This window comes from Sphingomonas sp. P3_C5, assembly GCF_056402635.1.
The window spans coordinates 379124-404331 of the sequence record NZ_JBFUHA010000003.1 but is presented as its reverse complement, the minus strand read 5'-3'; the positions used below and the strand labels follow the sequence as shown (position 1 = coordinate 404331).

Genomic DNA, 25208 nt, shown 5'->3' with positions numbered 1-25208 from the left:
CTGGGGTGTAGGCGACCGGAGCGGTCCGCAACCCGTGACAGCCCGAAAACTAGGCGTCGGCGGCGGACAGGGACATTCGATTGTCCGCATCGTTTCCATGCGCGAACGGCATTTCAGTCAGCGCGGCGCGGCGGGCATGTTTGGGACATATTCCTGAGGAGACTTACCGTGACCGTTCAACCCATCGCCGAGCTGAAGCCGGCTTCTTCACTCCCGCGCCCGCTCGCAGGCCGCGTGGCGATCGTCACCGGATCGACCAGCGGCATCGGGCTCGGTATCGCCCGCGCGCTTGCCGAGGCCGGCGCCGACATCGTCATCAACGGCCTGGGCGATCCGGCCGCAATCGAGGCGACCCGCGCCGCGCTGGAGGACTCCTTTGGCGTCCGCGTCGCTTATGACGGCGCCAATCTGATGGACCCGGCGGGCGCCGTCGCGATGGTCGAGAATACCGCCACCGCGTTCGGGCGGCTCGACATCCTGGTCAACAATGCCGGCATCCAGCACGTCAGCCCGATCGAGGATTTCCCGCCGGAGAAATGGGACGCGATCCTCGCGCTCAACCTTTCAGCCGCCTTCCATGCGATCCGCACAGCCTTTGGGCCGATGAAGGCTGCAGGCTGGGGCCGCATCGTCAATGTCGCCTCGGCGCACGGCCTGGTCGCGTCGCCGTTCAAGAGCGCCTATGTCGCGGCCAAGCACGGCATCGTCGGCCTGACCAAGACAGTCGCGCTCGAGGGCGCCCGCTTTGGCGTCACCTGCAACGCGATCTGCCCGGGCTATGTCTGGACGCCACTGGTCGAGAACCAGATCGGCGATACGGCGCAGGCGCGCGGGATCAGCCGCGAAGAGGTGATCGAGACCGTCCTGCTCGCCGCCCAGCCGAGCAAGCGTTTCGCCACCGTCGAGGAACTGGGCGCGCTCGCCGTGTTCCTGTGCACGGACGCTGGTCAGTCGATCACCGGCGCGGCATTGCCGGTCGATGGCGGATGGGTCGCGCAATGAGTGCCCGGCCCCATCTCGCCCGCCGCGAGCAAAGCTGCCTGCGCCCCGAGCTTGCCGCCTTCTTCGCGATCGGGTGCGGCTGCCCTGCGCCGGTGCGGCACGCCGAGCACGCCCCGCGCGGCGTGCTCGCCGAGCTCGCCAGGCACGGTCGGCCGTGACCAACCGCCCGCATGTGGTGATCGTCGGTGCCGGCTTTGGCGGCCTCGCGGCGGCGCGTGGACTCGCGCGCGCGGCGGCGGACGTCACGCTGATCGACCGGCGCAATCACCATCTCTTCCAGCCGCTCCTGTACCAGGTTGCGACCGCCGGCTTGTCGCCCGCCGACATCGCCGCGCCGATCCGCGCGATCCTGCGCAAACAGGCCAATGCCCGCGTCGTGCTCGATACCGTCACCGGCGTGGATCGCGACGAGCGGCGCGTCATTCTCGCGGAAGGGATGCCGATCCGTTACGACCGGCTGATCCTCGCGACCGGCGCGCGCCACAGCTATTTCGGCCGCAATGACTGGGCGGCGCATGCCCCCGGCATCAAGACGATCGACGACGCGACCGCGGTGCGCCGCAAGGTGCTGCTCGCGCTCGAGCGCGCCGAAAGCGAGCGCGATCCGGCGCGGCGCCAGGCGCTGCTCACCTTCGCGGTGATCGGCGGCGGTCCGACCGGCGTCGAGATGGCGGGCGCAATCGCCGAGCTCGCCCGGCGATCGGTGTCGCGCGACTTTCGCAGCATCACCCCGCATTGCTCGCGCGTCCTGCTGGTCGAGGCGGGGCCGCGATTGCTCGCCGCCTTCCCGGAAGCGCTCGCCGAGAAAGCACAGCGCGCGATCGAGGAACTCGGCGTCACGGTGCTGACCGGCACGCCGGTGTCGGCGATCGCCGACGATCATCTCCGCATCGGCACCACCCTCGTGCCGACGCATACGGTCATCTGGGCCGCCGGCGTCGAGGCATCGCCCGCCGCGGCGTGGCTCGACGCGCTCGCTGATCGCGCCGGACGCGTCATGGTTGATCCCGATCTGTCGGTGCCGGGTTATCCCGAGATCAGCGTGATCGGCGACACCGCTGCCTTTATCGATGGCACGGGCCGCACGCTCCCCGGCGTCGCGCCGGTCGCCAAGCAGCAGGGCAGCCATGTCGCGAAGATGATCGCACGCGGCCGCTCAATGCCGTTCCGCTACCGCGATTTCGGCAATCTCGCGACGATCGGCCGCCACCGCGCGGTGATCGATTTCGGCCGCCTCCAGCTCTCCGGCACGCTCGCCTGGCTGCTCTGGTGCACCGCGCACATCTTCTTCCTCGCCGGCTACCGCAACCGCCTCGCGGTCGGGAGCCACTGGCTCTGGAACTACCTCACCTTCGAACGCGGCGCCCGCCTCATCACGGGCGACGCCGCGCCCGCCATCCCAGGAGACACTGCATGACCCGATCCACTCTTCACGACGAACTGCGCAGCCACGGCCAGCAAGTGCTGGTGCTTCAGGGCGGCGGCGCGCTCGGCGCCTATCAGGTGGGCGTCTATCAGGCGCTGCACGAAGCAGGCGTCGAGCCCGACTGGGTGATCGGCACCTCGATCGGCGCGATCAACGCCGGCATCATCGCCGGCAGCAAGCCGGGCGAGCGGATGGACCGGCTGCGCGAATTCTGGCGGCGGATGGAGCATGGCCATGCCTTCGACTGGGCGTTGCCGACCCAGATCGCGGCATCCTTCCGCAACTTCGCGACGACGTGGGGCGGCCTTCCGGCATTCTTCGCGCCGAACCTGAGCGCGTTCCTCAACCCCAACGCGACGCTCGGCGCAGAGGGCGCCGGCTATTATTCAGTCGATCCGCTGCGCCAGACGCTCGCCGACCTGATCGATTTCGCCCAGGTCAATGACGGGCCGGTCCGGCTGACGGTCGGCGCCTCGCGCGTCACGTCGAGCGAAATGCATTATTTCGATTCGCGCGATACGCCGCTCGACCTGCGCCACATCATGGCCTCCGGCGCGCTGCCGCCCGCTTTCCCCGCGGTGCGGATCCACGGCGAGCTTTATTGGGACGGCGGCATCCTCTCGAACACGCCGGTCGAAGTCGTGTTCGACGACAATCCCCGGCGCGATTCGATGGTCTATGCGGTCCATATCTGGAACCCGCATGGCGCCGAGCCGGCGACGATCCAGGAGGTGCTGAACCGCCAGAAGGATGTCCAATATTCGAGCCGCGCCGGCAGTCACATCAAACGGCAGCGCCAACTCCACCGCCTGCGCCATGTCATCACTGAGCTGTCAGCGCTGGTCCCGCCCGACAAGCGCCAGTCGCCCGAGGTCGCGAGCCTCGCCGCTTATGGCTGCCCGACCCGGATGCACGTCATCCGCCTGCTCGCCCCGTCGCTCGATTGCGAGGATCACAGCAAGGACATCGATTTCAGCCCGTCGGGCATCCGCGCGCGGTGGGACGCCGGCTATGCCGATACAATGCGCACGCTCGAAGCAGCGCCGTGGCGCGGCGAGGTCGATCCGCTCGAAGGCTTTGTCCTGCACGAAGCGATGGGCGGCGAGATGGTCGAAACCTCCGCCGCGCGCGGCTGACCGGCCCGACTGTCCCAAGCCAACGCATGGAAACCATGCATTCTCGGTAGCGGACGCAAACGCGCTTTCAGGCGACTGAAGAACGGCACCGCAAGGCGCACTCATTCGAAAGGAACCCCCAAGATGAAGACCGTCAATATCGCCCTCACCGCAGCCGTGCTCAGCGCACTCGGCACCGCCGCCGCGCATGCCGGCCCGGTCGCAGCTCAGCCCGGCATGGACAAATGCTATGGCATCAGCCTCGCCGGCAAGAATGACTGCAAGGCAGGCGCCGGCACCAGCTGCGCGGGCACGTCGCACGCCGCCTATCAGGGCGATGCGTGGAAATATGTCGCCCGCGGCACCTGCGACAAGATCAAGACCCCCAAGGGCTATGGCTCGCTGACCCCGAAGCGCTGACCATGACTCATCCGACCGCTGGCGTGGCCTTCAAGCCGCAGCATTTCGACGAGGCCATGGCCGCGCCGGCGGCCGGGCTGTGGTTCGAGGTTCATGCCGAGAATTACATGGTCGCCGGCGGCCCTCGGCTGGCGATGCTCGAGGCGCTTCGGGCAGTACGGCCGCTGTCGCTGCACGGCGTCGGCCTGTCGCTTGGCGGCGCCGAGCTGCCTGACCGCGATCACCTCGCGGCGCTCAGGCGCCTGGTCGATCGCTTCGATCCGTTCCTCGTTTCCGAGCACCTCGCCTGGTCGCGGATCGGCACACGCTGCCTGCCCGACCTGCTGCCGGTGCCGCGCACCGGCGAGGCGCTGCTCTGCATCACGCGCAACGTGGATATCGTCCAGCAAGCGCTCGGGCGGCAGATCCTGATCGAGAATCCCGCGCATTACCTCCCGGTCGATGCGATGTGGAGCGAGCCCGGATTCCTGCGCGAGATCATCGTGAAAACCGGGTGTGGGTTGCTGCTCGACGTCAACAATGTCGCGGTCGCCGCCAACAATCTCGGTTATCATGCCGGCCGCTATCTGGCTGATCTGCCGCACGCGGCGATCGGCGAGATCCATATCGCCGGCCACACGCCCGATCCGGTCCATGGCGCCGGGCTGCTGATCGACAGCCATGATTGCCCGGTTTCGGAAACCGTCTGGGCATTGCTCGAAAATCTGCTGGGCCACACCGGCCCCCGCCCGGTGCTGCTCGAACGCGACGGCGACGTGCCTCCCTTCGCCGACCTCATGGCCGAGCGCGACCGCGCCGCCGCCATCCTTGCCGGAAAGGTTCCCGCTCATGTCTGATCTCGCCACCTATCAGCGCGACTTTGTCGCAACCCTCGACGGCGCTCGCGATGGCCATATCGCGCTCGCGATCTATCGCAACACTGCGATCAAGGGCGCAGTCGATGCGCTCGCCGACAATTACCCGACGATCACGGCAATCCTCGGCGAAACCGCCTTTCTCGCGCTCGCCGCCGATTTCGTCGCAATATCGCCGCCCGACAGCCCGGTCCTCGCCGGCTATGGCGCCGGGTTCGCCGACTGGCTCGAAGCCCAGCCGATCGGCCAGGCGCTGCCCTATCTCTCCGGCGTCGCCCAGATCGATCGGATGCGGACAGAATCGCACCTCGCCGCCGATGGCGTGGCGATCGATCCCGTTGCCCTCGCCGCGATGTCCGCCGAGCAATGGTCGCAGAGCGCTGCGCGTCTCCATCCCGCCACGCGCTTCGGCTGGTTCACCGTGCCGGCGCCCTCGATCTGGCTCGCCCATCTCGGCGCGCAGGAGGAAGAGATCGCACCCGAATGGCAGGCCGAAGGCATGCTGATCACCCGCCCCGGTGGCGCCGTCACCGCGCGCAGGATCGGTGCGGCTGAGCACCGCATCCTGTTCGGCCTTCGTCTCGGCGAGACGATCGGCCGCGCCGCCGCCACCGCGGCCTCGCTTTATCCGCAAGCCGACATCACCGGCGCCTTTCGCGAGATCCTCGCGAGCGGCGCGCTCTCTTCGCTCAAGAACAAGGGATTCTGACATGCTCGATACCATGGTCTCCACGACCGTCCCCGAACGGCCCCGCCTTACCGATCGCATCGCCGGCCTCGCCTCCAGGGCATTGCCGCTGTCGGGGCTGCTGCTCGTCCAGCGCCTCGGCGTGGCCGCTATCTTCTTCCAGTCGGGCCGCACCAAGGTCGATGGATGGTTCACGCTCAGCGACGGCACCTTCGAGCTGTTCCGTACTGATTATGCGCTTCCCCTGGTCCCGCCGGTCGCGGCCGCCTATGCGGCCACCGTCTCCGAGCATCTCTTCCCGATCCTGCTCGTGCTCGGCCTGTTCAGCCGTTACGCAGCGCTCGCGCTGTTCGGCATGACGATGGTCATCGAGATCTTCGTCTATCCCGATGCCTGGCCGACTCATCTCAGCTGGGCCGGGCTGATGCTGCCGATCATCGCAATGGGCGGCGGGCGTTTCGCGCTCGATCGCGTCATCGGCATCAAGTGAGGCAGCGATGAGCGGCCTCACCATCCCGATCCTGTTCGGCTCGGTCCGCCACGACCGCGCCGGCATCCGCGCCTGCCGCTGGATCATGGCAGCGCTGGTCGAGCGCGGCCATCATCCCGTGCTGGTGGATGCGGCCGAGCTCGGTCTCCCGCTGCTCGACCGGATGTACAAGGAATTCGCCCCCGGCACCGCGCCGGCACCGCTCGACGAGCTGGCGGCGCTGTACGGCCGCGCCGACGGCTTCCTCGTGGTCAGCGGCGAGTATAATCATGCCGCGCCGGCCGCGCTCAAGAACCTGCTCGACACGTTTCTCGAGGAGTATTTCTGGCGGCCGTCCGGAATCGTCTGCTATTCGGCCGGCCAGTTCGGCGGCGTCCGCGCAGCGATGCAGCTGCGGATGACGCTGGCCGAGCTCGGCATGTCGAGCGTGCCGAGCCTGATGCCGATACCGCGTATCGCCGAGGCGCTCGACGAGGGTGGTAGTGCGCAGTCGCCCGCGCTGGATGCGTCGTTGAAACGCTTCCTCGATGAGTTTCTGTGGTATTGTACGGCCCTGGCAAAACAGAGGCTGGAGGGAATTCCGCGCTAGGCGGCGATGCAGCGACCTGTGCGAACGGTCGCGGCGGAGCCGAGGGTCGGCCCTTTGCGTGTGCCGTGCCGGGATGGGGTCGATCCGCTTTCGACCAGATTGAGTCGAAAGGCGACCCGCCGGCTGAACTTCACCGCTGGCTGAGCAGCCGTTCGATCAGCCAGGCCGCCGCTGGCCCCGGCGGGGTGTCGGTGCGGTGGATCGCGTGCATCACGTAGTCGGCGGGCGGCGCGTCAGGCATGTCGAGCTGCACCAGCCGCCCCGCAGTCAGATCGTCGCGCACCATCGGTTCGGGCATGTAACCCCAGCCGATCCCGGCATTGAGCAGCATGTGCTTCGATGCCACGTCCGCCAGCCGCCATGTCCGGCTGCTCAACACCGCGATGTCCTGTCCCTCGGTCAGAGGCGACCGGTCGGTCAACACCAACTGGATATGCTCGCGCCCGGCACCCGGGGCGTTGCGCCCCGCCAGCGCCAGCGGATGGTTCGGCGCCGCGACCGGCACCAGCAGCACGGCGCCGATGGCGATCCGTTCAATGCCGTCCATCCTGTCCAGCGGCCCGCTGACGCCGATGCCGGCGCGGCCGTCCATCACCAGTTGAGTCACCGCGCCCAATGTCTCTATCGACAGGCGCAGCGACACGGTCGGCCAGGTCGCGAAGAACGCCGTCAGCGCATCGACCACGCGATCCCTGGGCAGGAACGTGTCGAGCACGACGTGCAGTTCGGATTCCAGCCCTTGCAGCAACCCCCTGGTCTTCGCGCGCAGCGCGTCGATGCCGCTCGCCAGGAGCCGCGCCTCACCCAGCACCATGCGCCCCGCATCGGTCAGTTGCGGCTTGCGGGTGGACTCGCGGTCGAACAGCCGGACGCCGAGCTGCGCCTCCAGATTGGCAATCGTGTAGCTGATGACCGAGGTCGCGCGGTTCAGCTTGCGTGCCGCGCCGGCGAAGCTGCCCGCCTCGACCACCGTCACCAGCACGCGCAGCTGGTCCAGGGTCGGCGTGCCAGGTTCGGTGCTCATGTTGCCTCCGTTGATCGCGCGACTGTCGCGCCGGTGCGTAACATATCGATATTATCGAACATAACGATCGATATTTGGCCAGTTTTGGCGAACCTAAGTCCCGCGTAATCAGCGGCACCGCAGCGTTCCACCGCCTCTCGGCACCGGACGCTTCACCTCCGTCGGAGATGACGATGACGCTTGCATCCCATACCGGTCCGGTCGAGCAGGTCGTCCTGCCCGCCACCCGCGACCTTGGCGACTTCTCGGTCCGTCGCGCCCTGCCCTCGGAGAAGCGGCGGATGGTCGGACCGTTCGTGTTCTTCGACAGCTTCGGCCCGGTCGTGCTCGGCCCGGGCCAAGGCTCCGACACGCGCCCGCATCCGCATATCGGGCTGAGCACGCTGACCTATCTGATCGAGGGCGAGCTCGAGCATCGCGACAGCGAAGGCTATGTCCAGACGATCCGCCCCGGCGAGGTCAATCTGATGACCGCCGGGCGCGGCATCGTCCATTCCGAACGCAGCGGCGCCGAAAGCCGCGCCCGTACCGAGACGATGTTCGGATTCCAGACATGGCTCGCTTTGCCGCAGGCGCTGGAGGAGAGCGATCCCGGATTCCAGCATGTCGCCGCGGGCGATATCCCGGTGCTGAGCGATACCGGTATCGAGCTGCGCCTGGTCGCGGGCAGTTTCAGCGGGATGACCGCCCCGACCCGGTTGTTCTCCGACACGCTGTACGCCGATGTCGTGCTGCAGGCGGGGCGGCGGTTCGTGATCGACAGCGGCCATATCGAACGTGCTGTCTATATCGTCGAGGGCGGGATAGCGATCGAGGGCCAGACCGGCGGCTTCGGCAAGGACCAGCTCGTCGTGTTCCGCCCCGGCGCTGAGATCGTCATCCATGCCGACGGGCCGACCCGGCTGATGCTGATGGGCGGCGAACCGCTCGACGGGCCGCGCCACATTTTCTGGAACTTCGTCTCGAGCCGGCAGGACCGCATCGACCAGGCCGTCGACGACTGGCGCTACCGCCGCTTCCCCGGCGTGCCCGGTGACGAGGCGGAGTTCATCCCGCTTCCCGAGACAGCGCCGGGCGGCGCCGCCTGATCCTCATTCCACCGGGGGCCGCGATGGTTCCCAAAGCCGAAGGACATGACATGACATCGAACCCCTGGATGATCGACCCTAACGACGCGGTATTGCTGCTGATCGACCATCAGAGCGGCCTGTTCCAACTGGTTCGCGATATGGAATACACGACGCTGCGCAATAACGTGATCACGCTTGCGAAGATGGCGGCGATCGCCAAGATTCCGACGATTACGACGGCATCCGTTCCCGATGGGCCGAATGGTCCGATCATTCCCGAGATCCATCAGAGCAACCCCGATGCGGTGCATGTGCCGCGCGTTGGGCCGATCAACGCGTGGGATCACCGTCCCTTTGTCGAAGCGATCGAAAGCACCAAGCGGAGGACATTGCTGATCGCGGGCACGCTCACGAGCATTTGCATGGCTTTCCCCGCACTCAGCGCCGTTGCCGCCGGGTACAAGGTATTCTGCATTGTGGATGCCTCGGGCAATCTGTCTCAGATGGCGACCGACATCACCGTTGCCCGGGTGACGCAGGCGGGCGCGATGCCGATCGATACATTCGCGGTGATGTCTGAGGTGATGAGCACCTGGAACCGCCCGGAAGCGATGGATTTCGCGAAGGTGATGGTCGACCATGTCGCGCCTGCCTATGGGGCGTTGATGGAGAGCCATGAGATGGCGCGGAAAAGCGTGGGATAGGCGCGGGCAGATCTTCGGGCGGGGGCGCCCGCCCCCTAACGCGCAGCAAGGTTCGTCCCGCCGACCGTCACCTGCTCAACGCCGCCTTCGCCGACGCGGCAGGTGAAATCGCGGTGATCGGTGGCGGGTGCGCGGTAGTCGTCGCGCAGGCCGAGGGTGCCGCGCACGATCCAGTCCGACGCCACCGCGTCGACGATCGTCACCTTGTCGATCTTCGAGATGCGGGCATAGCGCCTGCCCTCGCTCTCGGCCGAGGCGACACAGGCATCGACTGCGGCTTCCTCGTCGGTCCTAGCGCGCGGCGGCGCGCTGGTGGCGCCACCGGTATCGGAGCCGATCGCGGCTGGGGGCGGCGGCTGGTCGTCCGCCGCGTCGATCGGCTCGGGCGGTGGCGCTGATTCCTTGTGCTTGCCGCTCGAGAGGATCGCGAACAATCCGCCCGCGAGCAGGGCGCCGAGCAGGACGTCGCCACCATCGACATGATCATGGCCGCGGTGGCGTGGGCCGTGCCATTGCGCTTCGGCCGGCACCGAAGCGATGCTCATTGCCGCCATGGCCATTATCGCGCTCGCCTTGCCGAAGATCGTCATGTCCCGCCCCTTTCGATTCGCTATCGTATCGATACGCGCATCCGACTTTCGCAGGGATGAACCGCCGACAGCCTTGAAGGGGGTCGCGGCCCTGTGCAACAGGACGTGCTGACTTCGAGAGGGGCTTGAATGGCGGGGAGTTTGAAGGGAGGGGGGGACAAATTCCACCAGATGGCGCGCGCTGCCTTCGAGCCGATGGTCGCGGCCGCTGCGGGGGATGCGCGCAAGCTCACCGCCCTCGCCACCATGGCGCAGCGCATCGGGCTTTCGGCGCGGGTCTATCCGATTGCTCGCGAGGCGCAGGCGCTTGCCCCTGATGATCCCGATATCCAGATGCAGACGCGGGCGCTGATCGCCGGCTCTGTGCAGGGCTGGCATTTTTACATGGTCCGCGACGAGAAGCGGAACGACGACTATCAGGCGGCGATCGAGCGCGCGGTCGGGCCGGAGACACGGGTGCTCGATATCGGCTCCGGCACTGGCCTGCTGGCGATGATGGCGGCGCGCGCGGGGGCGAAATCCGTGGTGAGCTGCGAGATGAACCCGGCGATTGCCGATGCGGCGACCGATATCGTCGCGCTGAACGGTTACTCCGACCGGGTACGCGTGATTGGCAGGAAGTCGACTGAGCTCGATGCCGAGGCTGATCTGGGCGGGCGGGTCGATCTCCTCGTGTCCGAGATCATCGCCGGTAATCTCCTGTCCGAGGGCGTTTTGCCGGTGATGGCCGATGCGGTCGAACGGCTGCTGGCGCCGGGCGGGCGGATGATCCCGGAAGCGGGCCAGGTCGTGGTGTCGCTGGTCGATCTGGCGGATTTCGGGCGGCGCGCAATGGGCGACGTTTCGGGGTTCGACATGCGGCCGTTCAACCGGCTCGATGCGCCGGTGCGGAAGATGGGCACCGGCAACAAGGGCATCACGCTGCGTGGTGAGGCAGCCGATATGTTCGACTTCGATTTCACCACCGGCGGGCCGTGGCGGGACCGGCAGCGCAGTGTCGATCTCGTTGCGGATGGCGGCAGGGTGAACGGGGTGATCCAGTGGATCCGGCTGCAGATCGACGCTGAGACGGTGCATGAGAACAGGCCGGCTCCGGGGACCATGTCGAGCTGGGCGGCTCTGGCGGTGCCGTTCTCGAGATCGATCACGCCGCCGGCGGGGACGAAGATCCGGGTTCATGGCGCGCATGATGACACCAGTGTGCGGATCTGGGTGGATGAGGGGCAGTTTGAGGGGATGTAGGCTCAGCTCCTGTCGCGATTGCCGAACAGGCTCCTGGCAAAGAGGCCTGCAGGGCCAGGCCGATGCCGCGCAGGATGAGCAAGAGGATCGAGATGATGATCGAGCGAGCGCCCCAGAAGGGCGAGCGCCTATCGGCGCATAGGGAAACAACAGCTCAAGCGCGTTCGCGTGGCAATCGGCGGGAGAGCCATTCAGTCCCGCCAGGCAAAGCTGCGCCAGGCCGCCAAAACATCATCCAGCAATTCCGGGTGGTCGAAATAGGCGGCGATAAAAATATATCCGCCATCTCGCGCTGCCATATGACCGTAAAAGGAAGGCAGCCGTCCATCGTCACCGCCCTCGTCGAGGCGATAAGCGTATCTTATCAACTCTCCATCGAACTCTTCGATCTCGTCGAATGCGGCAGGCGACCGTTTATCTTTCCAGCTGTCGAGCACTGCACGCCCGTCACGCCCCGGTGCCGAGTCATAGGCATTGAGCCAGAAAGTGAGACCGCGTGGCGAATGCCAGAACACCAAAGACCCGTCCTCGGTTCTTCGCGCCATCGGAAAGGGAAGCGCGAGCGACCATTCGGATGTGAGTTGCTGGCGTCCCTCGAAAAGCGGCGGTGCACTGATCATCGCGGCAACCTAGGAGGATGCTCCCAAAAGAAAAGGCCCCGCTTGCGCAGGGCCTTTTCGAATGTCTCTAATCAGAAGGAAGATCAGGCGGCCTGATCGTAATCCTCGTCGGTCATCACCGGGCCTGAATCCTGGCCCTTGGCGGAGACGTCACGGTCGACGAACTCGATGATCGCGATCGGCGACGCGTCCGAAGCGCGGATGCCGGCCTTGATGATGCGGGTATAGCCGCCGTTGCGATCGGCATAGCGCGGGGCCAGCACGTCGAACAGCTTGACCAGCTGGGCGTCGTCGAGCAGCCGGGCATGCGCCAGGCGGCGGTTCGAAAGGCCGCCCTTCTTGGCGAGCGTGATCAGCTTCTCGACATAGGGGCGAAGCTCCTTCGCCTTGGCGGTCGTGGTGGTGATCTGCTCATGCTTGATGAGCGCTGCCGACATGTTACGGAACAGGGCAGTGCGGTGGGCCGAGGTCCGCTGAAGCTTACGGCCGCCTACGCGATGGCGCATGTATCATTCCTTCGTTCGTTAAGGGGCCGTGCGAGGTACCCCAGAGCAGGTGGTGTTGAGGGCCACCACCCATTGCCCGATGGGCGAACCGGGCCGAAGCTTCCGCCCCGGCCCGAATTCGTTACCCCATAATCTCTTGCTCAAGCTTCTTAGCCATCTCTTCGATGTTCTCAGGCGGCCAGCCGGGGATTTCCATCCCGAGACGCAGACCCATCGAAGACAGCACTTCCTTGATTTCGTTCAGCGACTTGCGGCCGAAATTCGGGGTGCGCAGCATCTCGGCTTCGGTCTTCTGGACCAGATCGCCGATATAGATGATGTTGTCGTTCTTGAGGCAGTTCGCCGAACGGACCGACAGTTCGAGCTCGTCGACCTTCTTGAGAAGGTAACGGTTGATCTGCTGGGTGTCGCTCGACGTGTCGCCGGCCGCAGACGGCGCGGCATGGCCGATCGGCGCCGACGGACGAACCGACGAATCGTCGAAGTGGACGAACAGCGCGAGCTGGTCCTGCAGGATACGACCGGCATAGCCGACTGCGTCCTCAGGGGTGATCGTGCCGTCGGTCTCGATGGTGAGCGTCAGCTTGTCGTAATCGAGCTCCTGCCCGACGCGGGTGTTCTCGACCTTGTACGACACCTGCCGCACGGGCGAGTAGAGCGCGTCGATCGGGATCAGGCCGATCGGGGCATCCGCCGGACGGTTCGCGACCGCGGCGACATAGCCCTTACCAACGTCCGCGGTGAGCTCCATGTTGAGCGTCGCGCCTTCGTCGAGATGGCAGATCACGAGATTGGGGTTCATCACTTCGATGTCGCCCGAAACCGCAATGTCGCCGGCCTTGACTTCGCCGGGGCCGGTTGCGGAAAGCTGAAGGCGCTTCGGCCCCTCGCCCTGCATGCGCAGCGCGATCTGCTTCACGTTGAGGACGATATCAGTCACGTCCTCGCGAACACCCGCCAGCGACGAGAATTCATGGAGCACGTTCTCGATCTTGATCGAGGTGACGGCGGCACCCTGGAGCGACGACAGCAATACGCGGCGCAGCGCGTTGCCGAGCGTCAGGCCGAAGCCACGCTCGAGCGGTTCAGCGACAAAGGTCGCCTTGCGCTTGGGATCGCCGCCCGGCTTCTTTTCGAGGCCATTGGGCTTCTTCAGTTCCTGCCAGTTCTTAGCATTGACGGACACGGGCTTCCCCTTGGTTTTGGGCCGAAGCGGGGGAGCTCCGACCATGATGGAATCGACCGCGCAGCGTGATCAATCGCGCGCGACCGAGACGAAGATCAGACGCGACGGCGCTTTGAAGGCCGGACGCCATTGTGCGGGATCGAGGTCACGTCGCGGATCGAAGTGATCTGGAACCCAACCGCCTGCAACGCACGAAGCGCTGATTCGCGGCCCGAACCCGGACCCTTTACTTCCACTTCGAGCGTACGGACGCCGTGCTCGGCGGCCTTCTTGCCGGCATCCTCGGCCGCGACCTGCGCCGCGTACGGGGTCGACTTGCGTGAGCCCTTGAAGCCCATCATGCCGGCCGACGACCACGAGATCGCGTTGCCCTGGGCATCGGTGATCGTGATCATGGTATTGTTGAAGCTGGCGTTCACGTGCGCGACGCCAGAGGTGATGTTCTTCCGCTCGCGGCGCTTAATGCGCTGTGGTTCGCGTGCCATGGTGAAATTCCTGACCTGTAGCTCTCGTTACGCCGTGCAGCCCTTGCGGGTTCCTGCCTCCGGCGGAGTAAATCGTCCCCCGGACGATTACTTCTTCTTACCGGCGATCGGCTTGGCCTTGCCCTTGCGAGTGCGCGCATTGGTATGCGTGCGCTGGCCACGGACCGGAAGACCCTTGCGATGGCGCAGGCCGCGATAGCAGGCCAGATCCATCAGGCGCTTGATGTTCATCGCGGTCTGGCGACGAAGATCACCCTCCACGGTGTAATCAGCGTCGATCGCTTCACGGATATGCAGCACTTCCTGATCAGTCAGGTCCTGCACGCGCGCCGTGTCGGGGATACCGAGCTTGGTGACGATTTCCTTGGCCTTGGTGTTGCCAATGCCGTGGATGTAAGTGAGCGCGATAACAACGCGCTTGTTGGTCGGGATGTTGACACCCGCAATACGAGCCATGAAATTTAGTCTCCTGCTCCACGGGGCGTGCATGGCTGCAGCCACCCCATCTCATCGCGTTGCATAACGAAACGCAAGATAACGGCGAGCGCAAACAAGCGCCGCCGGGACCCGGTGTTTCGGAATAGGTGCCAGATAGGAGCCGCGTGTTGGACTGTCAAGCGGGAGATGGCAGGCACCGAGCCATTCATATCGGATATTCCCCGCATCGCAAGCCGGCAGCTTTAAAGCCTCATTAACGATAACCCGATAACGCCTTTTGCATGACCGCCGTCGCCACCTCGACATGGGCGCGACCTGTCGCCCCGGATGCGGCGCGGCCGGGCAAGGCGATGTTCGATACCTTCAACGGCATTCGCGGCGTCGCGGCCGTGCTGATCGCCTTTCGCCACTGCACCTTCCTGTTCCCCGGCTGGGAGTTCCCGAACAGCTATATGGCGGTCGACCTGTTCTTCGTGCTCAGCGGCTTCGTCATCGCCAACGCTTATGAGCGGCGCCTCGCCGGCGGACTCTCCCCGGGCGGGTTCATGCAGATCCGCCTTGCCCGCCTCTATCCGCTCTACGCGCTCGGCCTGATGCTCGGTGTCGCCTCGGCGCTTCTGTTATGGGCGCTGGGCCAGGACGTTCAGTGGAGCGCCGGCACCCTGCTCGTATCGATCCTGCTGGGCGCCCTGATGCTGCCGACGCTCGGCGTCGGGCGAAACGAGATATTCCCGTTCAACGCGCCATCCTGGTCGCTGTTCTTCGAGCTGCTGGTCAATTATCTCTACGCCCGCACCTATCGCTTCATGACGACGCAGCGCTACGTGCTGGTGGTCGCGGTGTCCGGAATCCTGCTGTTCCGGCTGCAGGCGACGGGCAAGAGTCTAGCCGAGGGCCATAGCTGGGACTATTTCTTCGACGTCGGCGTGGCGCGCGTTCTCTATTGTTTCACCATGGGCGTGCTGCTGTTTCGCCTACCGCGCACGTCGCTGACATCGTCGTGGCTGTCGGCCGCGATCCTGGCGCTGGTCGCGGCGACGCTGATGATCCAGGCGACTGGCTCCCTTTATCAGCTGATCGCCGTCACGGTGTGGCTGCCGGCGCTGGTGCTTGTCGCCGCCAATATCGAGCCCGGCGCGAAATTCGCAATCGTCTCCCATTTTCTCGGCCGGATTTCCTATCCGCTCTACATGATCCACGCGCCTCTGGCGGTGATGGTAGCCGCCATCGTCGCCCGAATGGGGATCGTCCATATATCGCCATGGGCCGGGCTGGCGTTCCTCGCCGCCATGATCCTGCTGGCTGCCGCCGCTGACCGGTATTATGACCGGATCGTCAGGGGCTGGCTGGCCCGGCGTAGGCAACGCGCGGCCACTGAATCGGCCAAGCTGGCGGCCGCCCCTATCGGCAACGCTGCCTGAATCACGCCAGGATATTCACCGCCCGCGCCGCCACCAGCGCGATCGTCAGCAGCGAGATGGCGGATTCGGTCATCATCAGCAGCTTGGCGCGGCCCGACAGCGGTAGCGTGTCGGTCGGGGAGAACGCGGTCGCGTTGGTGAAGGACAGATAGAGATAATCGATAAAGCCCGGCGACCACGTGCAGGGCTCGCGCGGCTCGCCGATCGTCATCTGCGGATAGAGGAAATCGCATTTCTCAGTCTCGACCAGCCCGCGCGTCGCCGGCCCGCCATGGTCGATGCTCCAGAACCAGAGAGCGAAGACAATGACGTTGGTCGCCCAGATATTGAGGGCGTCGAGCAACAGGGTCTGGCCGATCTTGGTGGCACTGCCCGCGAGCAGCTCACGGACGAGCTCGATCAGGGCGCCGAAATTGATGACGGTGATCAGCGCGGTCAGGAGCAGCGCGAGGCGGCGGATCATCCGCCTTTCCCAGGCGATACGATCCCAATGATGGTCGGCGCTGGCATCGCGCGCGTTCGCCTGGGTCCAGGCGGTTGCAGCCGACAGGGGCAGCAGCAGAGCGATCTCGAGCCCGGGCGCGAGCCAGCGTGGCCCGACAGTCAGATCGTTGAACATCAGGAGCTGGAGCGCGGCGATCAACGCCACTGACCCGCGGGCGAGCCAGAAATCCCATGCGTGGGTGTGTATCGCCTTCAGCGTCCAGCTCACCGCTGCTGCCCCAAGCTCATACCGGCAGGACGATCGCCGCGATCAGCCCGGGCGCGTTGTCGCCGAGCTCGAGCCTGCCGCCATGGAGGCGCGCCACCGCTTCGATCAGCGACAGGCCAAGCCCGGCACCGGGCGTGCTGCGCGCATTGTCGAGCCGGCCGAAACGGCGCAGCGCCTGGCTGCGGTCGGCCTCGGCGATTCCGGGGCCGCGATCCTCGACCTGGATGCGGACCTCGCCTGGCTGCCCGTTCAGCCGCAGCGTCACCTCGCCGCCCTCACGGGCATGGCGGAGCGCGTTGTCGATCAGGTTGGTGATGGCCTGAGTCAGCAATTCGCGGTGCAGGACGAGCCGGCTTGGCGGGGATTCAAGCACCGCGGTGAAGCGCATGCCGGTATCTTCGGCAACCGGGGCGTAGAGTTCAGCGATCTCCTCGATCAGCGCCGACGGGTCGAGGCTGGCGAAACGATCGCGCGAGACCGATTCCGAGCGGGTGATCTCCATCAGCATCGACAGCATCCGCATCACCAGGTCCGTCTCGCTGAGCAGGCCCGCAAGAGCTGCGTCGCGTTGTACCGAATCCGGGACCAGCAGGGCCGTCTCGGTCTTTGCCCGCAACCGCGCGATCGGCGAGCGAAGATCATGAGCGAGGCTGTCGGTTACCAGCCTCAGCTCGGCCATCAGCCGCTCGACCTTGTCGAGCATTGCATTCAGCCGCGTCGCGAGCCGATCGAATGCATCGCCGCCGCCCGGCGCACTCACCACGCGGCGCGACAGATCGCCGCCCGCCACGCCCTCGATGACATCGGCGACGCGGTTGAGCCGGCGCCCGACATAGCGCGTGACGACAAGTCCGCCACCGATACCGAGGCCGAGCGACAAAGCGGTCGCGAGCAACAGCGCACGCTCGATCCCGCGCTGCTCCTGCTCCCAATCGTCGAGCAGCCGGCCACTCACCAGCCGGTAATCGCCGATCCGCCGCACTGAATAGCCCGCCTCTCTTTCGGACCAGGGCCGTGACTTGCCCAGCCGGCTGATCTTGAAAGCAAGCGTGTCGGGTGTGCCGATCGCAGCGAGGTTCGGCCCGACGCCGGCGACGCGATGCCCATCGGCATCGATGACGGCGATGATCAACGACAGATCGCCCGGCGCCCTGGCCTCGTCGATCACGCGGTGGAGCGCAGGCAATCCCCCGGTGCGCCATACAGCGACCAGTGCATCGGATTGCTCGATCGTGTCCCGGCGCAGCGCGTCGATCGCGTCATCATGGATTTGCCGCCACACAAAGGCGACGAGCACAAGATTGGAGACCAAAGCCAGCGCGATCGCGAGCAGCGCGATCCGCGCGGTGACTGAAAATCTCATCCGGCCTCGGCCGAGAGCCGATAGCCGGCGCCGCGCACGGTGTGCAGGATCGGCGCGCCGAAGCCCTCCTCGATCTTGCGCCGCAGCCGGCCGATATGGACGTCGACGACGTTCGAGCCCGGATCGAAATGATAGTTCCAGATCTTCTCGAGCATCATCGTCCGGGTGACGACCTGCCCTGCGTGGCGCGCAAGATATTCGAGCAGGTTGAACTCGCGCGCGCCGAGCGCAATCGTCCGGCCATCGCGGGTGACGGTGCGGGCGAGCAAGTCGATTTCGAGATCGCCGACGCTGAGCCGGGTCGGCTGCGAATCCGCGGCGATGCGGTCGGTACGGCGCAGCAACGCCTCAACCCGTGCCGAGAGCTCGGCAAAGGAGAAGGGCTTGACCAGATAATCGTCGGCACCGGCGCGAAGCCCGTCGACGCGGTCATCGACCGTCGCGAGCGCTGACAGGATCATCGTGGGGGTGCGGATGCCGGCGGCGCGGATTGCACCGATCATCGCGAGACCGTTGAGGCCAGGCAGCATGCGATCGGCGATGATGAGATCGAAAATGCCTTCGCTGGCGAGGAACAGCCCGTCGCGGCCATCGCCGCAGGATTCCACCGCGAAGCCAGCCTCGCTCAGCCCCTTGGCGAGATAACTGGCGGTGGCGGGGTCGTCCTCGACGATCAGGATCTTGCGGGTCATTGGCTGCATTCCGGGCGGGTTCCTCCAGCCTAAGCATTGCGCCGATATGTGGGAACCGGTTTTCGCCCAAAAACGACGCGACCACGAAATTGGCCGGCGGAAAGCGAACCTTCCGCCGGCCACAGCGCCCCCGGGAGTGCGGACGCTGATCTGTTGAAGCAAGCGACCCTGCTGCCGGGCCGATGCCATGCAGATACCGCCCGCGGGCTGCGTCTGCGATGACGGCCGCGTGAAGAGTTTGTCATGCAGGGAGTACATTCGAGCGCTTCAACCCTTCTCCCCCTGGGGGAGTTTTGCCGAGCGTCGGGTCGAAATGCCCCCCGGGCATTTCTAAAACATGCCGGGGGCATGTTTTACCCGGCGCTCGACAAAACTGGATACGGAGACTTATGAGCGAAGCGAATTAGTCGAAGTTGGATGAGGGGGATGAGGCTCGAGACACACGCCCTCACCCTCCCGTCGCTTCGCTCCTCAGCATTGGGTCGGTCATGCCCCCGGCATGACCTGAACAGCGCGGGGCGCTGTTCACCCAATGCTCCTCCCCCCTGCAGGGAGAGGGAGAAATGTCCTATTTGCCCTTGTCGGCCGGATCGGCCGGCGGCGGCGCCAGGGCGGCGGCTTTCAGCCCCGCAACCTGAAGCCCGAGCACCTCGTCGACCTTGGGCGCGAGCGTATCAGCGCCGGCACGCACATAGCCGCTCACTACATAGTCGAGCGTCAATTTGGTCGCGTTCGAGCCTTCGGGATCGAGCTTGAAGCTGAGCGTGCCAACCACTGCCTCAGCCTGGAGCGGACCGAGCGCGCTCGACAGGCGCATCATCCGCGGCGCCTCGACATAAACGATCCGCCCATGCTCGACGCTGCCCTTGCGGCCGGGCAGCCGCTCGCAGAAGCAGCCGGTCGCCTGGCCATCGAGATAGAGATTGGCGGAGTCACCCGAATAGGTGTGCTCCTTGCTCCACCAGCGTTGCGGCGCGCGGAGCGTATCCCAGACCTGCTGGATCGGCGCATCGATGGTGACTGTCTGGTGGATGACCATCGTCGTCGGGGTGGCGGAGACGACCTCAGCCGAGGACGGCGCAGCGAGCGGAAGCGCAACCGCTGCGCTCAACAAACCGAGCCATTTCATCTGCGTCCCTCCCAAAGCCGAGGGCTGCATCATATGCGCTGGAGGCGGGACGGCAAGCCGAACTGCCGCCGTCCCCTTGCGGATTACGCTTTGGAATCGAGGATCGCCTCGATCGCGCGCGCCACTTCCTCGATATCCGCCATGCCATCGATACGCGACAACAGCCCACGCGCCTCATAGATCGGCAGGATCGGCTCGGTCTTGGCCCGATATTCGGCCATGCGCGTCCGCACGGTTTCCTCATTATCGTCTTCGCGGCGGACGAAATGGGTCGAGGCACAGACGTCGCAGACGCCGGGAACCCGGGGCCTCTTGTTGCGGTCGTGATAGCCCTCGTGGCACTTGGCACAGGAGTAACGCCCGGTGACGCGATCAACCAGCGCCTCTTCGTCGACGTGGAGCTCGATGACGTGGTCAAGAGTCCGACCGCGTGCCGCGAGCAACTCGTCGAGCTGCTCGGCCTGCGCCTCGGTGCGCGGATAACCGTCAAAGATTACGCCTTTCAGCGTATCAGGCATGTCGAGCCGCTCGCCGATGATCCCCGAGACGATCTCGTCGGGCACCAGCCCGCCCACTTCCATGATCGGCTTGGCCTTGAGGCCAACCGGCGTGCCGGCATCCCTGGCCGCGCGCAGCATGTCCCCGGTGGAGAGCTGCACCATCCCGCGATCAGCCATCAGCCGACTCGCCTGGGTGCCCTTGCCCGCCCCCGGCGGACCCAGAAGAATGATATTCAAGCCCGCATTCCTCTCGGTATCGCGTCGCCCCTCTTAACGAAGACGCCCGCCCTTCAATTTAGCCTTTTTGATCAGATCGCCATATTGATGCGCAAGCAAGTGGCTCTGAATCTGCGTAACGGTATCCATCGTCACGTTGACGACGATCAACAGGCTGGTCCCGCCCAGGGTGAACGGAATCGCCAGCTCGGACGACAGCCATTCCGGCAACAGGCAGATGATCGTCAGATAGGCGGCGCCGATCACGGTGATGCGCGTCAGCACATAATCGAAATAGGTCTCGGTATTCTTGCCCGGACGGATGCCGGGGATGAACCCGCCATAGCGCTTCAGATTGTCCGCTGTCTCTTCCGGATTGAACACGACCGCGGTGTAGAAGAACGAGAAGAAGATGATGCCGGCGCCATAGAGGGCCAGATACACCAGGCTGCCGCGCGAAAGATACTGGCTGAGGGTGATGACCAAGTCGCCCCAGCGGGTGTCGGTGGTGACGTTCTTGCCCATCATCTGGATGATGGTCAGCGGCATCACCAGCAGCGAGGAGGCGAAGATCGGCGGAATCACGCCGGCGGTGTTGAGCTTCAGCGGCAGGTGGCTGCGATCCGCCTGCATGCCGCCGGTTTTCGTTTGTCGCTTCGGATACTGGATCAGGATGCGCCGCTGCGCGCGCTCCATGAAGCAGATGAACAGCACGATCGCGACGACACCGACAACGATGCCCAGGGTCTGGAACCCGCTTGTCCCGCCATTACCGGTGCGGGCACTTTCGAGCATATTGTAGATCGTTGTCGGCAGGTTCGCGACGATGCCGGCCATGATGATCAGCGACATGCCGTTGCCGATGCCGCGGCTGGTGATCTGCTCACCCACCCACATCAGGAACATGGTGCCACCGACCATGGAGATCACCGCGCCGACGCGGAACAGCATGCCCGGGTCGATCACCGCCTGGGCACCATTGGCAGCACCAAGGGCCTCGAGGCCGATCGCAATGAAATAGCCCTGGATGGCGGTCAGGCCGACCGTGCCGTAGCGGGTATATTGGTTGAGCCGCTTGCGCCCGCTCTCGCCTTCCTTCTTGATCGCCGCCAGCGTCGGCGACAGCGAGGTCGCGAGCTGCACCACGATCGAGGCAGTGATATAGGGCATCACGCCAAGCGCGATCAGGCTCATCCGCTTCAGCGAACCGCCCGAAAAGGTGTTGAAGAAATCGAGGACGCCGCCCGTTGTATCCTTGGAGAGCTGCGCCAGCGCGGTCGGGTCGATACCCGGCAGCGGCACATAGCTCAACATCCGGAAGACGATCAGCGCACCGATGGTGAACCAGAGGCGCTTTTTGAGATCGGTTGCCTGCGCGAATTTCGACAGACTGATGCCGGAGGCCATTGAGTCGGCTGCGGATGCCATATTGGTGATCGTCCCAAAAGAAACATCGGGGAAACAAAAGCGGCGGGAAACGTTTCACCGCCCCGCCGCTCATATAGGGGCCCGATCGGGCTTGACTAGCATGTTCCCCCACTCCGGCGCGATCAAACCATGAGTTTAATCGCGCTGGGTGCTGGAAACGGCCGGCTTACGCCTTGAACGAAGCCTTGTGTGCGATGCGCTCGAGGCGAGCGACGCCCTTCTTGGCCTTGGCCTTCTCGGCCGCCGGAACGACGACGAGGACATCGACCTTGCCGCCTGCCTTCTCGACTGCCTCGATCGCGCCCTTGGACGCGCCGGCAACCGTGAAGTTCAGCACTGTGGTCAGTTCACCCTTGCCGAGCAGACGGACGCCGTCCTTGCCGCCACGGGCGAGACCGGCTTCCTTCAGCGCAGCATGGTCGAGCGTTGCGCCGGCCTTGATCTTGCCTGCGTCGACTGCCTTCTGGATCGCGCCGAGATTCACCTCGGCATGGTCCTTGGCGAAGATGTTGTTGAAGCCGCGCTTCGGCAACCGCATGTGGAGCGGCATCTGGCCGCCTTCGAAGCCGGCGATGGACACGCCCTCACGGCTCTTCTGGCCCTTGATGCCACGGCCGCCGGTCTTGCCCTTGCCGGAACCGATACCACGGCCGACCCGCATCCGGGATTTACGCGCGCCCTGATTGTCGCGGAGTTCGTTCAGTTTCATTTCGTGCACTCGCTTTCGCTTTTGTCGCGCCAACCTCTCCCCGAAGGGAGAGGAGATTCATCAACCCTCGACAGATACCATGTGCGAGACCTTGCGGATCATGCCCCGAACCTCGGGGCTGTCCTGCAGTTCACGCGTCTTGTGCATCTTGTTGAGGCCGAGACCGATCAGCGTTGCGCGCTGATCCTTCTCACGGCGGATCGGCGAACCGGTCTGGGTGACCTTGATCGTGCCGCCCGCGGCTTCTTTCTTCTTCGCCATCTGTCTTACTCCGCGATCGCTGCGGCGTCAGCCTCGGCGGCCTGCGAGCCACCACGGCCAAGCAGGTCGGCGATCTTCTTGCCGCGACGCTGCGCGACCGACTTCGGGCTGACCTGTGCGGTCAGCGCCTCGAAGGTCGCACGGATCATGTTGTACGGGTTCGACGTGCCGACCGACTTGGTCACCACATCGGCCACGCCCAGGCTCTCGAAAACGGCGCGCATCGGGCCGCCCGCGATGATGCCGGTGCCCTGCGGCGCCGAACGCACGGTCACGAGACCGGCGCCGAAATGGCCCCTGCCGTCATGATGCAGCGTACGACCTTCGCGGAGCGGAACGCGGACCATTGCCTTCTTGGCAGCAGCCGTCGCCTTGGAAATGGCTTCCGGCACTTCGCGCGCCTTGCCATGACCAAAGCCAACCCGGCCCTTGCCGTCGCCGACAACGACGAGTGCTGCAAAGCCGAAGCGCTTGCCGCCCTTCACCGTCTTCGAGACGCGGTTGATGTGAACCAGCTTCTCGATCAGCTCTTCGCCGCCATCGTCGCCACCCGGGGCGCCGCGACGATTGTCACGGCCGCCGCGATTGTCACGACCGCCACGGTTCTGACCGCCGCCACCGGGGCCGCCACGGCCACGGCCGCCACGCGGACCACGGCCCTGCGGTGCGTCCTGCGGCGCGCCTTCAGCCGAGGCTTCCGTCGGGATGATTTCGTCAGCCATTCTTAAAACTCCAACCCGGCTTCACGCGCGGCATCCGCCAGCGCCTTCACCCGACCGTGATAGAGGAAGCCACCGCGATCGAAGACGACCTGAGTGACGCCCGCCTGCTTCGCCGCCTCGGCGACGCGCTTGCCGACCGCAACCGCTGCATCGATGTTCGCACCGGACGTGCCGCGCACGTCCTTTTCGAGCGTGGAAGCCGAAGCCACCGTCCGGCCCTGGGCGTCGTCGATCACCTGGGCATAGATATGCTTGCCCGAGCGATGGATCGACAACCGCGGACGGCCGGCGGCGCGGCTGCGCAGCGTGGTGCGGACGCGAAGGCGACGCTTCGCGAAGAGAGAGAGACCCTTGGTGCTCATTACTTCTTTTTCCCTTCCTTGCGGAAGATGAACTCGCCGTCATACTTGATGCCCTTGCCCTTGTACGGCTCGGGCTTGCGCCAGCGACGGATCTCCGCGGCCAATTGGCCGACCTTCTGCTTGTCGGAACCCGAAATCTCGACCGTCGTGTTGTCGGGGGTCTTCACTTCAAGACCTTCCGGCACGTCGATATTGACGTCGTGGCTGTAGCCGAGCTTCAGGTTCAGCACCTTGCCCTTGGCATCCGCACGATAGCCGACGCCGTTGATCAGCAGCTTCTTGGTGAAGCCGTCCGAAACGCCGGTGATCAGGTTCTGCACCATGGTCCGCTGCATGCCCCAAAAGGCACGTGCCTGCTTGGTGCCGTTGGCCGGCTGCACCGAAATGCCGCCATCCTCGAGCGTGTAGCTGATCTCTTCGCGCAGCTTGAGCGACAGGGTGCCCTTGGGGCCCTTCACGCTCAGCTCGCCGCCGTCGATCGAAGCGGTGACACCGCTTGGAATCGCGACCGGCTTTTTACCGATGCGGCTCATCAGAATACCTCCGCCAGCACTTCGCCGCCGACATTCTGTTCGCGCGCTTCAGCGTCGGACAGAACGCCACGTGGCGTCGAAACGATCGTGATACCCAGGCCGTTCATCACGCGCGGCAGCTCGGTGGCTCCCGAATAGACGCGACGGCCGGGCTTCGAGACGCGAGCGACATGCTTGATAGCAGGCTGGCCCTCGAAATATTTCAGCTCGATACGGATGCCCTTAGCAGGCCCCATCTCTTCTTCGCTGTAGCCGCGGATATAGCCCTCGCGCTGAAGCACGTCGAGCACGCGGGCCCGCAGCTTGGACGCAGGCGAAAGGACTGAGTCCTTGCGCGCGCGCTGGCCGTTGCGGATGCGGGTGAGCATATCACCCAGGGGATCGGTCAATGCCATCTCGTGATCCTTACCAGCTCGACTTCGTAACGCCGGGGATGAGGCCCTTGTTGGCCAGATCGCGCAGCTGAATACGGCAGAGTCGGAACTTGCGATAATAAGCGCGCGGACGGCCGGTGATCTCGCACCGGTTGCGGACGCGCGTAGGGTTCCCGTTGCGGGGGATCTGCGCCATCTTCAGGCGCGCGATCAGGCGCTCGCCATCGTCGAGGCTCTTGTCGGCAGCCATCGCCTTGAGCTTCGCGTACTGCGGAGCGTATTTCTTGACCAACGCCTTGCGACGCTCGTTCTTGTTCACAGAACTGACTTTAGCCAT

Annotated in this window: 33 protein-coding genes; 13 read left to right on the top strand and 20 right to left on the bottom strand. The window is 65.2% G+C overall.

All coding sequences use genetic code 11. The annotated features are described in order from the left end of the window. The first annotated feature begins 168 nt into the window (after nucleotides 1–168). The 9 genes from AC1DVS_RS10905 (at nucleotide 169) to AC1DVS_RS10865 (ending at nucleotide 6584) form a co-directional block, all read left to right on the top strand. Nucleotides 169–1002: a 3-hydroxybutyrate dehydrogenase gene (locus AC1DVS_RS10905; RefSeq protein ID WP_478022842.1), complete on the top strand. Its 834-nt coding sequence runs from the start codon at nucleotides 169–171 to the stop codon at nucleotides 1000–1002. Continuing rightward, the gene (locus tag AC1DVS_RS10900; protein WP_478022841.1) at nucleotides 999–1160 is read left to right on the top strand and encodes a hypothetical protein; all 162 of its coding nucleotides are present in this window, start codon (nucleotides 999–1001) and stop codon (nucleotides 1158–1160) included. Before AC1DVS_RS10905 ends, AC1DVS_RS10900 begins: the two co-directional genes overlap by 4 nt. Continuing rightward, nucleotides 1157–2419: an NAD(P)/FAD-dependent oxidoreductase gene (locus AC1DVS_RS10895; RefSeq protein WP_478022839.1), complete on the top strand. Its 1263-nt coding sequence runs from the start codon at nucleotides 1157–1159 to the stop codon at nucleotides 2417–2419. Before AC1DVS_RS10900 ends, AC1DVS_RS10895 begins: the two co-directional genes overlap by 4 nt. Further along, nucleotides 2416–3564 carry a patatin-like phospholipase family protein gene (locus tag AC1DVS_RS10890; protein WP_478022837.1) on the top strand — a complete coding sequence of 383 codons (1149 nt, stop codon included), beginning with the start codon at nucleotides 2416–2418 and terminating at the stop codon, nucleotides 3562–3564. The genes AC1DVS_RS10895 and AC1DVS_RS10890 overlap by 4 nt, the downstream gene beginning before the upstream one ends. 123 nt (nucleotides 3565–3687) lie before the next feature. Beyond that, nucleotides 3688–3963 carry a BufA1 family periplasmic bufferin-type metallophore gene (locus AC1DVS_RS10885; protein WP_478022835.1) on the top strand — a complete coding sequence of 92 codons (276 nt, stop codon included), beginning with the start codon at nucleotides 3688–3690 and terminating at the stop codon, nucleotides 3961–3963. Nucleotides 3964–3965: 2 nt separating this feature from the next. After that, nucleotides 3966–4799: an MNIO family bufferin maturase gene (bufB, locus tag AC1DVS_RS10880; RefSeq protein WP_478022833.1), complete on the top strand. Its 834-nt coding sequence runs from the start codon at nucleotides 3966–3968 to the stop codon at nucleotides 4797–4799. After that, a complete protein-coding gene (locus AC1DVS_RS10875) occupies nucleotides 4792–5526 on the top strand; it encodes an HvfC/BufC family peptide modification chaperone (RefSeq protein WP_478022831.1) in 735 nt (244 codons plus the stop codon). Before bufB ends, AC1DVS_RS10875 begins: the two co-directional genes overlap by 8 nt. Nucleotide 5527: 1 nt before the next feature. After that, the gene (locus tag AC1DVS_RS10870) at nucleotides 5528–5995 is read left to right on the top strand and encodes a DoxX family protein (RefSeq protein WP_478022830.1); all 468 of its coding nucleotides are present in this window, start codon (nucleotides 5528–5530) and stop codon (nucleotides 5993–5995) included. A 7-nt stretch (nucleotides 5996–6002) separates the two neighbouring features. Continuing rightward, complete coding sequence (locus tag AC1DVS_RS10865; RefSeq protein ID WP_478022828.1) at nucleotides 6003–6584, top strand: NADPH-dependent FMN reductase; 582 nt, start codon at nucleotides 6003–6005, stop codon at nucleotides 6582–6584. A gap of 130 nt (nucleotides 6585–6714) precedes the next feature. Here the strand turns inward: AC1DVS_RS10865 and AC1DVS_RS10860 are convergent, their stop codons facing one another. Continuing rightward, nucleotides 6715–7608 (bottom strand): LysR family transcriptional regulator, encoded by an 894-nt coding sequence (locus AC1DVS_RS10860; protein WP_478022827.1) that lies wholly within the window; start codon nucleotides 7606–7608, stop codon nucleotides 6715–6717. A 173-nt stretch (nucleotides 7609–7781) separates the two neighbouring features. Here AC1DVS_RS10860 and AC1DVS_RS10855 point away from each other — a divergent pair, with 173 nt between their 5' ends. Together AC1DVS_RS10855 and AC1DVS_RS10850 are read left to right on the top strand one after the other, a co-directional pair. Next, the gene (locus tag AC1DVS_RS10855) at nucleotides 7782–8696 is read left to right on the top strand and encodes a pirin family protein (protein WP_478022825.1); all 915 of its coding nucleotides are present in this window, start codon (nucleotides 7782–7784) and stop codon (nucleotides 8694–8696) included. 50 nt (nucleotides 8697–8746) lie between these two features. Then, nucleotides 8747–9382, top strand: a complete 636-nt coding sequence (locus AC1DVS_RS10850) for an isochorismatase family protein (RefSeq protein ID WP_478022824.1) — start codon at nucleotides 8747–8749, stop codon at nucleotides 9380–9382. A 35-nt stretch (nucleotides 9383–9417) separates the two neighbouring features. On the opposite strand, the gene AC1DVS_RS10845 is transcribed toward AC1DVS_RS10850, so the two are convergent. Continuing rightward, nucleotides 9418–9972 carry a hypothetical protein gene (locus AC1DVS_RS10845; protein WP_478022822.1) on the bottom strand — a complete coding sequence of 185 codons (555 nt, stop codon included), beginning with the start codon at nucleotides 9970–9972 and terminating at the stop codon, nucleotides 9418–9420. A gap of 129 nt (nucleotides 9973–10101) precedes the next feature. Here AC1DVS_RS10845 and AC1DVS_RS10840 point away from each other — a divergent pair, with 129 nt between their 5' ends. Further along, on the top strand, nucleotides 10102–11214 hold the full coding sequence (locus tag AC1DVS_RS10840) for a 50S ribosomal protein L11 methyltransferase (protein WP_478022821.1): 1113 nt from the start codon (nucleotides 10102–10104) through the stop codon (nucleotides 11212–11214). A 191-nt stretch (nucleotides 11215–11405) separates the two neighbouring features. Here AC1DVS_RS10840 and AC1DVS_RS10835 read toward each other — a convergent pair whose 3' ends face one another. The 5 genes from AC1DVS_RS10835 to rpsM form a co-directional block, all read right to left on the bottom strand. Then, nucleotides 11406–11834, bottom strand: coding sequence for a hypothetical protein (locus tag AC1DVS_RS10835; RefSeq protein ID WP_478022819.1), 429 nt, complete (start codon nucleotides 11832–11834; stop codon nucleotides 11406–11408). 83 nt (nucleotides 11835–11917) lie between these two features. Next, complete coding sequence (gene rplQ / locus AC1DVS_RS10830; protein ID WP_478022818.1) at nucleotides 11918–12340, bottom strand: 50S ribosomal protein L17; 423 nt, start codon at nucleotides 12338–12340, stop codon at nucleotides 11918–11920. A 121-nt stretch (nucleotides 12341–12461) separates the two neighbouring features. After that, nucleotides 12462–13526 (bottom strand): DNA-directed RNA polymerase subunit alpha, encoded by a 1065-nt coding sequence (locus tag AC1DVS_RS10825; RefSeq protein WP_478022816.1) that lies wholly within the window; start codon nucleotides 13524–13526, stop codon nucleotides 12462–12464. A gap of 95 nt (nucleotides 13527–13621) precedes the next feature. Then, a complete protein-coding gene (rpsK, locus tag AC1DVS_RS10820) occupies nucleotides 13622–14011 on the bottom strand; it encodes a 30S ribosomal protein S11 (protein ID WP_034161671.1) in 390 nt (129 codons plus the stop codon). A gap of 87 nt (nucleotides 14012–14098) precedes the next feature. Continuing rightward, nucleotides 14099–14467 (bottom strand): 30S ribosomal protein S13, encoded by a 369-nt coding sequence (rpsM, locus tag AC1DVS_RS10815; protein WP_478022815.1) that lies wholly within the window; start codon nucleotides 14465–14467, stop codon nucleotides 14099–14101. Between the two features lie 263 nt (nucleotides 14468–14730). Between rpsM and AC1DVS_RS10810 the strand changes: the two genes are divergently transcribed. Continuing rightward, complete coding sequence (locus AC1DVS_RS10810; protein ID WP_478022813.1) at nucleotides 14731–15870, top strand: acyltransferase family protein; 1140 nt, start codon at nucleotides 14731–14733, stop codon at nucleotides 15868–15870. Between the two features lies 1 nt (nucleotide 15871). Here the strand turns inward: AC1DVS_RS10810 and AC1DVS_RS10805 are convergent, their stop codons facing one another. The 13 genes from AC1DVS_RS10805 to rpsN form a co-directional block, all read right to left on the bottom strand. Beyond that, nucleotides 15872–16582, bottom strand: a complete 711-nt coding sequence (locus tag AC1DVS_RS10805) for a hypothetical protein (RefSeq protein ID WP_478022812.1) — start codon at nucleotides 16580–16582, stop codon at nucleotides 15872–15874. A 16-nt stretch (nucleotides 16583–16598) separates the two neighbouring features. Further along, nucleotides 16599–17945 carry a sensor histidine kinase gene (locus AC1DVS_RS10800; protein WP_478022810.1) on the bottom strand — a complete coding sequence of 449 codons (1347 nt, stop codon included), beginning with the start codon at nucleotides 17943–17945 and terminating at the stop codon, nucleotides 16599–16601. Then, nucleotides 17942–18637 carry a winged helix-turn-helix domain-containing protein gene (locus tag AC1DVS_RS10795; protein ID WP_478022808.1) on the bottom strand — a complete coding sequence of 232 codons (696 nt, stop codon included), beginning with the start codon at nucleotides 18635–18637 and terminating at the stop codon, nucleotides 17942–17944. Before AC1DVS_RS10795 ends, AC1DVS_RS10800 begins: the two co-directional genes overlap by 4 nt. A 568-nt stretch (nucleotides 18638–19205) precedes the next feature. Beyond that, complete coding sequence (locus AC1DVS_RS10790) at nucleotides 19206–19766, bottom strand: SRPBCC family protein (RefSeq protein WP_478022806.1); 561 nt, start codon at nucleotides 19764–19766, stop codon at nucleotides 19206–19208. A gap of 83 nt (nucleotides 19767–19849) precedes the next feature. Further along, nucleotides 19850–20503: an adenylate kinase gene (locus tag AC1DVS_RS10785; RefSeq protein WP_478022804.1), complete on the bottom strand. Its 654-nt coding sequence runs from the start codon at nucleotides 20501–20503 to the stop codon at nucleotides 19850–19852. Nucleotides 20504–20536: 33 nt separating this feature from the next. Further along, a complete protein-coding gene (secY, locus tag AC1DVS_RS10780; RefSeq protein WP_478022803.1) occupies nucleotides 20537–21910 on the bottom strand; it encodes a preprotein translocase subunit SecY in 1374 nt (457 codons plus the stop codon). Between the two features lie 166 nt (nucleotides 21911–22076). Further along, nucleotides 22077–22619, bottom strand: coding sequence for a 50S ribosomal protein L15 (rplO, locus tag AC1DVS_RS10775; protein ID WP_478022801.1), 543 nt, complete (start codon nucleotides 22617–22619; stop codon nucleotides 22077–22079). Nucleotides 22620–22679: 60 nt separating this feature from the next. After that, nucleotides 22680–22880, bottom strand: a complete 201-nt coding sequence (gene rpmD, locus AC1DVS_RS10770; RefSeq protein WP_478022799.1) for a 50S ribosomal protein L30 — start codon at nucleotides 22878–22880, stop codon at nucleotides 22680–22682. Between the two features lie 5 nt (nucleotides 22881–22885). Further along, nucleotides 22886–23602: a 30S ribosomal protein S5 gene (gene rpsE, locus AC1DVS_RS10765; RefSeq protein ID WP_478022798.1), complete on the bottom strand. Its 717-nt coding sequence runs from the start codon at nucleotides 23600–23602 to the stop codon at nucleotides 22886–22888. Nucleotides 23603–23604: 2 nt separating this feature from the next. Next, nucleotides 23605–23964, bottom strand: a complete 360-nt coding sequence (gene rplR, locus AC1DVS_RS10760) for a 50S ribosomal protein L18 (protein WP_343890844.1) — start codon at nucleotides 23962–23964, stop codon at nucleotides 23605–23607. Further along, nucleotides 23964–24497 carry a 50S ribosomal protein L6 gene (gene rplF, locus AC1DVS_RS10755; RefSeq protein WP_478022796.1) on the bottom strand — a complete coding sequence of 178 codons (534 nt, stop codon included), beginning with the start codon at nucleotides 24495–24497 and terminating at the stop codon, nucleotides 23964–23966. Before rplF ends, rplR begins: the two co-directional genes overlap by 1 nt. Continuing rightward, nucleotides 24497–24892, bottom strand: coding sequence for a 30S ribosomal protein S8 (gene rpsH / locus AC1DVS_RS10750; RefSeq protein ID WP_272626176.1), 396 nt, complete (start codon nucleotides 24890–24892; stop codon nucleotides 24497–24499). Before rpsH ends, rplF begins: the two co-directional genes overlap by 1 nt. Nucleotides 24893–24902: 10 nt before the next feature. Beyond that, complete coding sequence (gene rpsN / locus AC1DVS_RS10745; protein ID WP_478022795.1) at nucleotides 24903–25208, bottom strand: 30S ribosomal protein S14; 306 nt, start codon at nucleotides 25206–25208, stop codon at nucleotides 24903–24905.